General features: G+C 58.2%; 12 protein-coding genes. 9 read left to right on the forward strand and 3 right to left on the reverse strand.

Annotated features, from left to right (window positions below):
• Positions 1 to 53: 53 nt before the first annotated feature.
• The 8 genes from J7382_RS14530 (at position 54) to J7382_RS14565 (ending at position 8,509) form a co-directional block, all read left to right on the forward strand.
• Positions 54 to 1,607, forward strand: a complete 1,554-nt coding sequence (locus tag J7382_RS14530; protein ID WP_209069763.1) for a bifunctional diguanylate cyclase/phosphodiesterase — start codon at positions 54 to 56, stop codon at positions 1,605 to 1,607.
• A 161-nt stretch (positions 1,608 to 1,768) separates the two neighbouring features.
• Positions 1,769 to 3,586 (forward strand): membrane protein insertase YidC, encoded by a 1,818-nt coding sequence (gene yidC, locus J7382_RS14535; RefSeq protein WP_209069764.1) that lies wholly within the window; start codon positions 1,769 to 1,771, stop codon positions 3,584 to 3,586.
• Positions 3,586 to 4,329 (forward strand): MOSC N-terminal beta barrel domain-containing protein, encoded by a 744-nt coding sequence (locus J7382_RS14540; protein WP_209069765.1) that lies wholly within the window; start codon positions 3,586 to 3,588, stop codon positions 4,327 to 4,329. The genes yidC and J7382_RS14540 overlap by 1 nt, the downstream gene beginning before the upstream one ends.
• Positions 4,329 to 4,982 carry a ribosome biogenesis GTP-binding protein YihA/YsxC gene (gene yihA / locus J7382_RS14545; RefSeq protein WP_209069766.1) on the forward strand — a complete coding sequence of 218 codons (654 nt, stop codon included), beginning with the start codon at positions 4,329 to 4,331 and terminating at the stop codon, positions 4,980 to 4,982. The genes J7382_RS14540 and yihA overlap by 1 nt, the downstream gene beginning before the upstream one ends.
• Positions 4,983 to 4,985: 3 nt before the next feature.
• On the forward strand, positions 4,986 to 5,351 hold the full coding sequence (locus J7382_RS14550; protein WP_209069767.1) for a DUF2946 domain-containing protein: 366 nt from the start codon (positions 4,986 to 4,988) through the stop codon (positions 5,349 to 5,351).
• A 75-nt stretch (positions 5,352 to 5,426) separates the two neighbouring features.
• A complete protein-coding gene (locus tag J7382_RS14555) occupies positions 5,427 to 6,827 on the forward strand; it encodes a PepSY domain-containing protein (RefSeq protein WP_209069768.1) in 1,401 nt (466 codons plus the stop codon).
• A gap of 38 nt (positions 6,828 to 6,865) precedes the next feature.
• Complete coding sequence (locus J7382_RS14560) at positions 6,866 to 7,690, forward strand: NAD(P)-binding domain-containing protein (protein WP_209069769.1); 825 nt, start codon at positions 6,866 to 6,868, stop codon at positions 7,688 to 7,690.
• 123 nt (positions 7,691 to 7,813) lie between these two features.
• A complete protein-coding gene (locus J7382_RS14565) occupies positions 7,814 to 8,509 on the forward strand; it encodes a CDP-alcohol phosphatidyltransferase family protein (RefSeq protein ID WP_209069770.1) in 696 nt (231 codons plus the stop codon).
• On the opposite strand, the gene J7382_RS14570 is transcribed toward J7382_RS14565, so the two are convergent.
• The 3 genes from J7382_RS14570 to J7382_RS14580 all read right to left on the reverse strand — a co-directional run bounded on the left by J7382_RS14570 (position 8,510) and on the right by J7382_RS14580 (position 12,540).
• A complete protein-coding gene (locus J7382_RS14570; protein WP_209069771.1) occupies positions 8,510 to 8,965 on the reverse strand; it encodes a methylated-DNA--[protein]-cysteine S-methyltransferase in 456 nt (151 codons plus the stop codon). It abuts the gene before it with no gap.
• A 90-nt stretch (positions 8,966 to 9,055) separates the two neighbouring features.
• The gene (ileS, locus tag J7382_RS14575) at positions 9,056 to 11,971 is read right to left on the reverse strand and encodes an isoleucine--tRNA ligase (protein ID WP_209069772.1); all 2,916 of its coding nucleotides are present in this window, start codon (positions 11,969 to 11,971) and stop codon (positions 9,056 to 9,058) included.
• A 371-nt stretch (positions 11,972 to 12,342) separates the two neighbouring features.
• The gene (locus J7382_RS14580) at positions 12,343 to 12,540 is read right to left on the reverse strand and encodes a hypothetical protein (protein WP_209069773.1); all 198 of its coding nucleotides are present in this window, start codon (positions 12,538 to 12,540) and stop codon (positions 12,343 to 12,345) included.
• 312 nt (positions 12,541 to 12,852) lie between these two features.
• Here J7382_RS14580 and J7382_RS14585 point away from each other — a divergent pair, with 312 nt between their 5' ends.
• Positions 12,853 to 13,260, forward strand: a complete 408-nt coding sequence (locus J7382_RS14585; protein ID WP_209069774.1) for a group III truncated hemoglobin — start codon at positions 12,853 to 12,855, stop codon at positions 13,258 to 13,260.
• Position 13,261 lies beyond the last annotated feature (1 nt).

Below are 13,261 nucleotides of genomic sequence, written 5' to 3' on the forward strand. Positions count from 1 at the left end.
TTAAGAGAATCGATGACACTAGATCGGAATTAATGCCGTACGGGACATTTCATATGCAGTCGCGACTGGACTCTCTCTTATCCTCTCTTCGGGCGTTTTGGACCCGTGAAACGGCTTTGAGACGTGCGCTTCCAGTCCTCATACCTGCCATATGTCTTGGTGCTTGGTACGCTTTTGGCGAAGTCGGCCTTCTGATCTGTGTCTTTTTCTTGCCTTTACCGCTGCTGGTGGCCGCCTCGGTTTTTTCCGGTGGCAAACGGCGCATTCGAGCGGAAATTGACGGGCTGACCGGCCTGCTGACACCGGCTGGCTTTGAGCACCGGATGCAAGAAAAAATGGGCACCCTTGACGAGGATGGGCAAACCACTGCCTGTTTCTCACTCAAGATCGACAACTTCGCACGCCTGCGGGAAAACCATGGTGATCAAGCCGCCGAAGAGGTGCTGCGCTACGTTGCGGACCGCCTGAAGAGCGCGCTGCGCACCGGCGATCTGGTGGCCCGTGCCGGAGATGCCGCCTTTACCGTTGCCTTGGAACCTGTGTCGCATTTTGACGTAGACAGCGGCGTGCAGATGGCGACCCGTTTTCAAACCGCCCTTGAAGAACCCATCCCTCTGCAGATGGCCTCCATCTATGTCAGTTGTTCCGTTGGCTTCTGTCTGTCCTCCCGCCTCAACCGCCCCAGCGCCACAGCGATGATCCAAGCCGCCGATATGGCAATGCATGAGGCCCAGCTCACGGGCGATAGCAATATCCGCGCCTATTCCACCGATATGGGACGCAAGGTGATATCCCGCCGCAAAACCCAGAGCGAGGCGGCGCGCACTCTCCAGCGTGACCAAATTCGCGCCTGGTTTCAGCCGCAGGTTTCAACAGACACCGGCCTTGTCACCGGTTTTGAAGCGCTGGCACGTTGGGAGCATCCGGAACGCGGTATTCTGGCACCGATCCAGTTCCTTGATGTGCTGCATCAGACTGGCCAGATGGGCCAACTGGCCGATCTCATGCTGCGCCAGTCTCTGGACGCCGTGCGGGCCTGGGATGATGCGGGCTTCAAAGTGCCCATGGTGGGCGTGAACTTTGCAGGAGAAGAGCTGCGCAGCCCTACTCTGGTGGAACGTATTCAATGGGAGCTGGACCGTACCGAGCTCGACGCAAGCCGCCTTGGCATCGAAGTGCTTGAAAGCGTGGTTGCGGGCACGCCAGATGACATGGTTGTGCGCAATGTTGAGGCCATCAGCGCGCTTGGCTGCTCCATTGATCTTGACGATTTTGGCACCGGCCATGCCTCGATCTCCTCTATCCGTCGCCTACCGGTGAAACGCATTAAAATTGACCGTTCCTTTGTGACCAATATCGACCGCGACCCTGAACAACAGCGCATGATCGCCGCGATTGTCACAATGGCGGAGCGTCTGGGATTGGAAACTCTGGCCGAAGGTGTGGAAAACCCAAGCGAGCATACCATGCTGGCGCAATTGGGCTGCTCGCACGTGCAAGGGTTTGGCATTGCCCGCCCGATGCCGTTTCATGAAACTCTGAAATGGATGACGGCCCATCAGGAAAAAATCGGCCCGGCGCTGAAAATTGGCAACAAGCCAAGCTAAGACCAGCGCAGTCTCTTGCGCAGGTCGGCGACCTTCTGAAAGCTTTAACACCAGAGCAACGCCTGCCGCGCATTCGTGGCGTTGCGGTCGAATCCCCTTGACCTTTGCCCCCCACCTCTGTTGAACCTCCCCAACGTTTCAACGACAGATGGCTTGCGGCAATGGACGATCAGAACAAGAACCTCATCCTCGCGACGGCGCTCAGCTTTGGCGTCATCCTGATCTGGTTCCTCCTGTTTCCACCCCCAGAGACAGTGGAAGACCCAAATGCACCGGCCGTGGCCGAAAGCACTGAGGCAGGCACGCCAGCGACGGCGCCTGCGCTTTCCACCGCGGGCACGACCGCAGGCGCGGCCACCACGGTAGAGCCCACCGCCGCAGCGGACGCGCCGCGTCTGGACATCGCGACCGATCGCGTGACCGGCTCTATCTCCCTCTTGGGAGGCCGCATTGATGATCTCAAGCTGAACGACTATCGCGAAACCCTCGATGAGGGCGCGCCAATCGTGACGCTGCTGTCTCCCAATGGCGAACCCAACGCTTACTACGCGCTGTATGGCTGGGCGCCGGGCGCAGGGCTCACATTGGATCAGGTGCCCGGCTCCAACACGCTTTGGTCCGTGGAGAGTGGCGAGACCCTGACCGCCGAGAGCCCTGTGACCCTGTCCTGGGACAATGGCGCAGGCCTGACCTTCCGCCGCACCATTTCTGTGGATGAAAACTTTATGTTCTCCGTCGCACAGACCGTGGAAAACACCGGCGCAGGCACCGTGTCCCTTGCGCCTTACGGTGTGCTCGCACGCTATGGGGAACCCGAAGATCTGAAAAACTTCTTCATTCTGCACGAAGGCCTGATTTCCATGGCGGACGGCGAACTGGCAGAAGTTGATTATGACGATATGACCGACTACAGCTATGATCAGCGTGAAGGCGCGGCTGCTGAGGTCACACAGGTCGAAAGCGAAGGCTGGATCGGCTTCACCGATCACTATTGGATGGCCACATTGATCCCCGGCGGCGACGCAGGTTTCAAATCGGTTTCCAAATACGATGCCGCCCGCGACATCTATCAGGCCGAAGCGGTGATGCGCACGCTGACCGTGGCCGAGGGCGAGACAGCCGAGGCCAACAGCCAGCTGTTTGCCGGTGCGAAAGAATGGGCCACCATCCGTGCCTATCAGAACGAAGGCGGCGTGACCGGCTTTCTGGAGTCCATCGACTGGGGCTGGTTTGCCTTCCTGACCAAACCGATCTTTGCTCTGCTGCACTGGCTCAATGGCTTTATCGGCAACATGGGCTGGGCCATCATCGGTCTGACCGTGATCCTGAAAATCATCGTCTTCCCGCTGGCTTATAAATCTTATGCCTCCATGGCGAAGATGAAAGAGCTTCAGCCCCAGATGGAAAAGCTGAAAGAGGCGGCAGGTGACGACCGTCAGAAAATGCAGCAGTCCATGATGGAGCTTTACAAGAAAGAGAAGGTCAATCCGGCGGCGGGCTGTCTGCCGATCCTGATCCAGATCCCGATCTTCTTCTCGCTTTACAAAGTGATCTTTGTCACGCTGGAACTGCGCCACGCACCTTGGTTTGGTTGGATCAACGATCTCTCTGCGCCGGACCCAAGCTCGATCATCAACTTGTTTGGCCTGCTGCCTTTCGCCGTCCCAGATCTGGGCTTCTTTGAACTCTTCAGCCTTGGTATTCTGCCAATTCTGCTGGGGATTTCCATGTGGCTGCAACAAAAGCTCAATCCAGCGCCCACGGATCCGACCCAGCAGATGATCTTTGCCTGGATGCCATGGGTCTTCATGTTCATGCTTGGCAGCTTTGCCTCTGGCCTGGTTGTGTACTGGATCACCAACAACGTGATCACCTTCACACAGCAGTATGCCATCATGCGGCATCACGGTTACAAACCGGACGTCTTTGGCAACATCAAAGCCAGCTTTAAGAAAAAACAGAAAGAGGACGCCAAATAATGGGCAGCGTAGCAGCTCTCTGGCGGCACCCAATCAAGGCCCACGGACGCGAGTCCGTGGGTCAGATTTCTTTGGAGGAAGGCCAAACCTTCCCCTGGGATCGCCGCTACGCCGTGGCCCATGAGGCCGCCAAGACCGACGGGGGCGAGTGGGCCTCATGTCGCAATTTTTCCCGCGCGGCTGGCGCCCCCTCGCTCATGGCCATCACCGCCAAAGTGGATGAAGCCAGCGGCAAAATCACCCTACAGCATCCCGATCTCTGGGAGTTGACCTTTGATCCGGAAACACAGGGCGACAAGCTGATCGATTGGGTGCGCCCCATCATGCCCAAGGAGCGCGCGGCCAGCACCAAACTGGTGCCTGCGGGCGACGTGGGCATGACCGACAGCAACTTCCCCTCTATCGCCATTCACACCACAGCCAGCCACAAAGCCGTAGAGCAACATCTGGGCGAAAGCCTGTCCACCGAACGCTGGCGCGGCAACATCTGGCTCACCGGGTTTGAGGCCTTTGAGGAATTCAACTGGCTGGGCAAAACCCTACGCATTGGCACCGCGGAAATCGAAGTGCGCGAGCAGATCACCCGCTGCCTTGCCACCACCTCCAACCCCGCAACCGGCATCCGGGATGCTGATACACTGGGCGCGCTCCAGGCGCTCAACGATCATCGTGACTTTGGCGTCTATGGCGTTGTGACAAAATCCGGCACCATCTCGGTGGGCGATACAGCAGAGGTGCTTTGATGCAGCTTCCTTTTCCATTTGTCGAAGATCCAGAACCCATTGCGCTGGAACGTGGACGCAAGCTCTTCAACGGTGCCAACTCCGACTTTCTCAAAGGTGTGGTGGCCATGGATGGCCTGCCTGCGGGCGACCGGGTGGAGGTTTGCTTTGCCGGACGCTCCAATGTCGGGAAATCAAGCCTGATCAACGCGCTGACGGGCCGCACCCGTCTTGCACGCGCCTCAAACACGCCGGGGCGCACACAGGAAATCAACTTCTTCACCCTGACCGAAAGCCATTATCTGGTCGATCTTCCGGGCTATGGCTATGCGAATGCTCCTTTGCCGGTGGTGGAAAAGTGGCAGCGCCTGCTCAAACAGTATCTGTCTGGCCGCGCCAACCTGCGCCGGGCCTTTGTACTGATTGACAGCCGCCATGGGGTCAAAGATGTGGACGAAGAGATCATGTCGCTGCTGGACAGCTCCGCTGTCACCTTTCAGGTGGTGATGACCAAGGCCGATAAAGTCAAAGAAAAAGACCGCGCCAAGATCTTCAAGCAGGTGCGCGAAAGGCTGGCCAAACACCCCGCCGCCTATCCCGAAATGGTCCTGACCAGTTCGGAAAAAGGCGATGGCATTGCCACTTTGCGTGCGATTATCGCGGGTCTTGAATAAACCATGCGCCTGCTGACCACCTGTGCTCTTCTGCTAGCCGTACTGGTCTCCGCCGCCGTTCCGGCCGGCTGGATGCCAAGGGCTTTGCCAGATGGGCATATGGTGCTGGTCATCTGTACAGGGGCGGACATGGTCGAACTGATCGTGGATGACACCGGGGCACCGGTGCCATTGCAGGAACAGACTGACGACAAACGTCCCCCCTGTGCCTTTTCCGTCGTGGCAGAGGCCAATCTGGTGATGCACGGCCCTTTCCCTCTGCCTCTGCACAGCCTGCGCACTGCGCGCTGGCAGACCGAAGGTTTCACCCATGAAAGCGCTGGCTTCCACCGGCGCTATGACGCGCGCGGTCCTCCCGCTCTCTCCTAATTTCATCTCACATTTCAGACGAAACATTGACCGCCCCGCAAAAGCTCGGGTGCGGCTCCTTAGGAGAGTCCTCTCATGGCACATACCAGCCAACCAAGCGGCGATGCCGCCTCCAGTAAGCTGTCTCAAAAACTCTATTTCGCCGTATGGCGCTGGCATTTCTACGCCGGTCTCTACGTGATCCCCTTCCTGATCATGCTCTCAGTCACAGGGCTGCTGATGATGGCCCTCACACAGTTTGACGGCCGCGACGGGGAGAAAATTGCCGTTACCCCCACAGGCACCGCGTTGCCGATCAGCGATCAGGCCGCCGCTGCCACATCCGCGGTGCCCGGCGAAGTGGTCGAATATATCGGGCCGAAGACCGGCGCGCTTGCGGCAGTGTTTCGCGTCCAAACCGACACGGACCAGATGATGGTGGCCGTCGATCCCTATAGCGGTGACGTGCTGGAAAGCTGGAACCGTCGTGCGGGGCTCTATGATCTGGCCGACAACATTCACGGCTCCCTCTTGCTCGGAGACACCGGTGATCGGTTGATCGAAATTGCCGCCGGGCTTGGCCTGGTTCTGGTGCTTACAGGGCTCTACCTGTGGTGGCCGCGCGGCAATGCCACTTCTGTCTTGATCCCCAACCTCGCGGCGCGCGGACGCGCGCTTTGGAAAAGCCTGCATGCGGTGGTCGGCTTCTGGATTTCACTGCTGATGGTGATCTTCCTGATTTCAGGGCTGGCATGGACCGGCATCTGGGGCGGGAAGTTTGTGCAGGCCTGGTCGACCTTTCCGGCAGAAAAATGGAATAATGTCCCTCTGTCTGACGAAACCCACGCCAGCATGGGCCATGGCAATCAAAACGACGTGCCATGGGCTCTGGAGCAGACACCAATGCCCGCTTCTGGCTCAGACGTTGGCGTCACAGGCACCGCTGCGGGTGCCGCGGTGGATATCAACAGCATCACTGCATTGGGGCGCAGCCTTGGCCTTGAGGGCCGCTTCCGCGTGGCCTATCCGCGCGGCGACGCAGGGGTCTGGACCATCAACCGCGACAGCATGAGCAGCGACAGCACCGACCCCATGGGCGATGTCACCGTGCATGTGGATCAATACAGCGGCAAGATCCTCGCCCAAGTGCGCTTTGCGGATTACTCACTGGCAGGGAAATCCATGGCGGTCAGCATCCCTTTCCACATGGGGCTGATGGGGCTTTGGAACCTCCTCCTCAACGTGGTCTTCTGTCTTGCGGTGATTTTTGTCTGCGTCTCCGGCGTAGTGATGTGGGTCAAACGCCGCCCACAAAATGCGCTGCGTCTGGCAGCACCGCCTGCGCCTGCCGAAATGCCACTCTGGAAAGGTGCGCTGCTGATCGCTGCGCTGGTGTCGGTGGCTTTCCCGCTTGTCGGCGTGACATTGCTGGCCGTGCTCGCCTTTGACGTGCTAATCCTATCCAACATTCCAGCGCTGAAACGCGCCTTCTCTTAATCCGGATGCCCTCTGCGCATCCCTGCGCGGAGGGCCACATGCCTCAGAATTTAGCAACAACTGGCATCGGGGTCGCAGGCTGCGGGCGTATGGGCGGACCGATGCTGATGGCACTGCGCAATGCGGGTTTTGATGCAAAAGGCTTCGACATTCGCCCGGCCAGCGCTCTGACACTTCCCGCAAAACAGCTTTTGTCCCTACCAAATTTTGCAGCGGATCTGCGTGTGTTGATCACCGTGGTGCGCGATATTGATCAAACCGATGATCTGTTGTTTGGCGCGCAAAACCTGATCGACACAGCCCCTCACCTGTCCACTGTCATCATCTCCTCCACCCTCTCACCGCGATATGTGCGCGCGCTGCGCGACAAAGTCCCGAGCCACATCACACTCATTGATGCCCCCATGTCCGGCGCAGCCATCGCCGCCGAAGAAGCCCGCCTGTCCTTCATGCTTGGCGGCGAAATCGACGCGCTGGCACAGCACCAGCCTCTGTTTGACGCTATGGGCGCGCATTTCCACCACATGGGGCCGTTCGGCGCAGGCATGCAGGCGAAGGTACTCAACAACCTGTTGGCGGCCACCAACACGGCAATGACCCGGCTGGTGCTGGACTGGGCGGACCAAAGCAGCATTGACGAAGCCGCGCTTCTCAAGCTGATCCATACCTCTTCAGGGCAAAATTGGCTCGCCTCAGGCTTTGACGAGATTGAGTTCGCCCGCGATGGCTGGGCAGAAGACAACACCATCGGTATTCTCACCAAAGACGTGGCCTCCGCCCTGGACGCCGCGCCTGAACACAGCGACATCACTCTGCCAGAGGCCGTTCGCACCGCCATTTTTGCCCTCAAACCACGCCAATGAGCCAGTCGGCTTCATTTGACCTCAAATATCCCCGCCGGAGGCATCCCACACCTGAGGGCACGACTGCACCAAACTGCGCGCTCCACCGTTGCACTCACGCGCCAATTCCTGCATGACACACAAATGACTATTCGTGCCCGTGCCCTTGCCGTCCATCTCTTCACCGCAACCGGTGCTGTCCTGTCCATGCTCGCCATGCTGGCCGCTGTGGATGGGAAATGGAGCCTGATGTTCCTCTGGTTGGTGGTTGCTTTCATTGTCGATGGCATCGATGGACCACTGGCGCGGCACTATGATGTTAAGAAGAACGCGCCTGAATTTGACGGCGTGCTGCTTGATCTGATCATCGACTACCTGACCTATGTGTTCATCCCGGCCTTTGCGCTTTTCAAATCCGGGCTGATGGATGGCTGGACCGGCTGGTTTGCCATCATTGTGATCACCTTCACCTCCGCGCTTTATTTCTGCGACACCCGCATGAAAACCAAAGACAATTCCTTCTCCGGCTTTCCGGGGTGCTGGAATATGCTGGTGATCGTGATTTTTGCGGTAGAGCCCAACTTCTGGGTCAGCCTCGCGCTTGTGACCATCTTGGCCGTGGCCATGTTCCTGCCGATCAAGTTTATTCACCCGGTGCGCACCGCGCGCTGGCGCTGGCTGTCGCTGCCGCTGGCTCTGGCCTGGACGCTTTTTGCAGGCTGGGCCGCCTGGGTGGATTTCCACCCCGAAAGCTGGGCACTCTGGGGGCTTGTGGCCACCTCGGCCTATCTGCTCTGCGCCGGCGCGGCACAGCAGCTCATTTACCGTGAGCAGCTCTGATCAGATCAGCAACCCGGCGGCGCGCTCATGCTTGAGCAGCCAGACCTTGGTCTCCACGCCGCCTTCGCCTGAAAACCCGCCAAGCCCGTTGGCGCCCAACACGCGGTGGCATGGAATGATCACCGGGATGGGATTGCCGCCACAGCCCTGACCAATCGCCTGCGCAGGCACGCCCAGCTCTTTGGACAGGTCGCCATAGGTGCGGGTCTCTCCCAAGGGAATGGCCAGCATGGCGGCGCAGACTTTCTGCTGAAACTCTGAGGCCTCCACACGCAGCGGCAGATCAAACCCCTCCGCAGGGTCTTCAAAATAGGCCGTGAGCTGCGCCGCCGCCCGGCGCAACAGAGGTGTGCCATCGTCTTGGTCACACTCCCCCCAAGCCGCGCGCACAATGGCACCGTCTTGTTCGGTGAGAATCATGGGACCGGTCGGCGTTTCAACGGTTGTCTGTCGCATTCTGCCACCCTGCCCAAGACAAAGGCGCCCCGCAAGCGGGACGCCTCATAATACGCATCATTCGGAGTGCCATAGGCGGCACTCAGGATCTCAAAGCGGATATCCCATCTCTTCGAGAGCATCGTTACACCGCTTGCATACACCTGGGTATTTGTAGGTGCCCACATCCGGCATGATCTTCCAGCTGCGCTGACATTTCTGCCCCTGCGCCTTCTCAAAGACCACGCCAACGCCCTCCACCTCCGGCAGACGGAAGGCTTCTGCGGGCATCGGATCATTGGTCACCGAAATATCAGATGTGATGCAGACATCGGCAAATTCCACGGTCTTCAGCGCCGCGACAACATCCGCATCACGGACATGCACCACAGGGGCCGCTTCAAGACTGGAGCCAATCACCTTATCCGTCCGCTGGATCTCCAGTGCGGCGGTCACCACGCGGCGCACGTCACGCACTTCTGCCCATTTGGCGGCCAGAGGCTCGTCGATCCAGTCTGCAGGGGTGTCTGGGAAATCCACCAGATGGACAGAGCTGTCTTCGCCGGGGAACCGCTCCAGCCAAACCTCTTCCATGGTGAACACCAGCACCGGTGCCAGCCATGTGGTCAGGCGATGGAACAGGATGTCCAGCACCGTACGCGCGGCCCGACGGCGCAACGTGTTGCCATCACAATAAAGCGCATCCTTGCGGATATCGAAGTAGAAAGCAGAGAGTTCCACGGTGGCAAAGTTGAACACGGCAGAGAGCACACCCTGGAAGTTGAATTCCGCGTAGCCTTTGCGCACCTGATGATCCAGCTCTGCCAGACGATGCAGCACCCAACGCTCCAGCTCTGGCATATCTGCGGGGTCCACACGGTCCGCCTCGGTGAAATCGGCAAGCGAGCCCAGCATAAAGCGCATGGTGTTGCGCAGGCGGCGATAACTGTCGGCAACACCTTTGAGGATCTCATCCCCGATGCGCTGATCGGCGGTGTAATCGGTCTGCGCCACCCACAGGCGCAGAATATCAGCGCCATATTGCTTCACCACCTTCTCTGGCACGATGGTATTGCCAAGCGACTTGGACATTTTGTTGCCCTTGGCGTCCAGCGTGAAGCCATGGGTCACCACATTGCGATAAGGCGCGCGGCCTTTGGTGCCACAGGCCTGCAGCAATGAGCTGTGGAACCATCCCCGGTGCTGGTCGGTGCCTTCCATGTAGACATCGGCGATCCCGTCTTCGGTTCCGTCCTCACGATCACGCAGCACAAAGGCATGGGTTGAACCGGAGTCAAACCAAACGTCGAGCACGTCAAAGACCTGCTCCCATTCATCAGCATTGTAAGCTTCGCCAAGGAAACGCTCTTTGGCACCGTCAAAGTACCAGCAATCCGCGCCTTCTGCGTCAAAGGCCGCCTTGATGCGGGCATTGACCTCCGGGTCGCGCAGCAAGAAGCCTTCATCGGTGGGCAACAGGCCTTTCTTGGTGAAACAGGTCAGCGGCACACCCCAGGCGCGCTGACGGGACAGCACCCAGTCCGGGCGGTTTTCGATCATGGAATAAAGACGGTTGCGGCCCTTTTGTGGGGTCCATTTCACCAGCTCATCGATGGAGCGCAGCGCACGTTCGCGGATGCTGTCGCCCATCTCACCTTTGCCGTCCTCCAGCTTGCGATCCACAGAGGCAAACCACTGCGGCGTGTTGCGATAGATGATCGGCGCTTTGGAGCGCCAGCTGTGCGGATAGCTGTGTTTGATACGGCCACGCGCAATGATGCCACCGGCCTCCACCAGCTTGGCAATGACGGCGTTGTTGGCTTTGCCCTCTTTGCCTTTGCGGTCGATCACCTGCAGCCCTGCAAAGAACGGCACATGCGGCAGGAACTCGGATTCCTCACCGACGTTGTGGGTCATCCGTTCCAGCCAGTTACGTGCCACAAAGGCTTCATAGTCTTCCTGACCATGGCTTGGTGCCGTGTGCACAAAGCCTGTTCCGGCATCATCGGTGACGTGATCGCCGTCAATCATCGGCACGTCGTAGTCCCAGAACCCATCCGCGCCATCGATCCCTTTGAAGGGGTGCGCACAGATCAGGCCATCAAACTCACCAGGGGCCACATCACGCACACGGGTGAAACCGGTCACGCGTGACTTTTGCAAACAGTCTTCGGCCAATGTATCCGCAAAGATGTAAAGATCGCCGGGCTTGGTCCAGCTTTCCTCTTCGGTCGTCTCCACGCGGTACAGGCCGTATGCAATACCATTGCCATAAGCCACCGCACGGTTGGAAGGGATGGTCCATGGCGTTGTGGTCCAGATCACCACCCGCGCCTCAGACAGATCACCTTCGGCGTTCTGGAAGGAGAACGGCACCCAGATGGTGTGGCTCTGGTGATCGTGATATTCCACCTCAGCTTCCGCCAGCGCGGTTTTCTCAACCGGAGACCACATCACAGGCTTAGACCCCTGATAGAGCGTGCCGTTCATGAGGAACTTCATGAACTCATCGGCAATCACCGCCTCAGCGTGATAATCCATGGTGATGTAAGGGTTTGGCCAGTTGCCAGTGATGCCCAGACGCTTGAATTCCTCGCGCTGGATGTCGATCCAGCCCTCGGCAAACTTGCGGCATTCCTGACGGAACTCCACCACATCCACTGCGTCTTTGTCTTTGCCTTTTTTGCGATACTGCTCTTCGATCTTCCACTCGATCGGCAGACCGTGACAATCCCAGCCCGGCACATAACGCGCATCATGCCCCATCATCTGATGGGAGCGCACGATCATGTCCTTGATGGTCTTGTTCAGCGCGTGACCGATGTGCAGATGGCCGTTGGCATAGGGCGGACCGTCATGCAGGATAAAAGGCTTACGATCTTCTTTTTCGCGCAGACGGTCATAAACGCCCATGTTTTCCCAGCGCTCCAGCCAGTTTGGCTCACGTTTGGGCAGCCCCGCGCGCATTGGGAAATCGGTTTTGGGCAGGTTCAGCGTATCTTTGTATTCAGGTGTATCGGCACACATGTGTCCGGTCCTTTTCAGGCGGTCATATTTGGAATGAGAGAGGGCGGCGCGGTCTTCCATACGCCTTGTCCCGGCGGCTCGATCAGTTAGAGCGCCGGGCTGATAATTCGAATGATAATTGCGAATAGCTGCGTCATGAGCGCCTTATAGGCCGCAGCAGGCAAAGGGTAAAGACATAAGGACAGGACGGCGCCGCTGCGCCCTGCTCTGAGCATACAAAAAGAGGGCACGCATTGCGTACCCCCTTCCCGCTTAAGTGATTGGCTTACTCAATCTGGCGACGTGGCTGGCGCTTTGGCTGGCTGCGTGGCGTGATTTGGCTGGCTGGTCACTGCAACTAAGCGGCCCGTTATGACAGGCGCTCAAAGTGCTTATGCAGCCCGACCTTCAAAGCTGCCGCACCAGTCGTTGCTTTTCACAACTGGCCAATGCGCGTCGCCGTGCATTTCCTCTTCGGTGAGGAAGGTTGGCGCGCTGAAACGGCACAGGCCACCGGTTTCTTTCGCAGAGGTCTCTTTCACAGCGGCGTTGTCAAAGAAGGCGCAAACGTTACAGGCTTTATCGGTCATGGTTCTCTCCTTTTGCTGTTCAGGAAAAGACGTGGCTGGCGTTTGGCTGGCTGGGTCCGCCTGATGGCTGATGTGTTTTTTGTCGACTCACCTGAGTGAGTTCTTGCCCTAGACTTAGATCAGAATGATTCTAGGTTCAATAATTTTTTTGTTTACTTTCAATTAGTTGATTGATTTTGTCAACAACAAAATCCGAGTATTTTGCTTATCAAAAATCCGACAAAATCGCTCAAATCTGACACCGGGTGCGACTGTCTTGCAGTTGCAAGATCTCAACCGCGATTTTAGGTAGGAAAAAAAGGAGTTCGGCACATGGCGTCTCTGCCTCCCAAATTTGATGTAACCCGAAATGACATCGCCCGGGTCGTGGCCGCCTTTTATGAAATGGTGCGCCAGCATCCCGGGCTTGGCCCGGTTTTCGCCGTGCATGTAGAAGATTGGCCGGGGCATGAAGCTAAAATTGTAGATTTTTGGGCCAATGCCATTCTTCATGAGCGCAGCTATGACAGCAATCCGCTTAAGGTGCACCGCGACGCTGGCAATGTGCGCCCGGGAATGTTCGAGGCTTGGCTGGCCCTGTTTGACATGACCCTCAAACGCGAGCTCTCTGAGACACAGGCGGCGGCCTGGTCGGCCTTGGCCCATCGCATTGGCCGCAGTCTGCGCGCAGGTGTTGTGGAAAAGGTGAAAGGCCCCGGGGGCGTGCCGATCTTGCGGTGAG

Source organism: Shimia sp. R11_0 (assembly GCF_017744035.1).
Lineage (GTDB): Bacteria > Pseudomonadota > Alphaproteobacteria > Rhodobacterales > Rhodobacteraceae > Shimia > Shimia marina.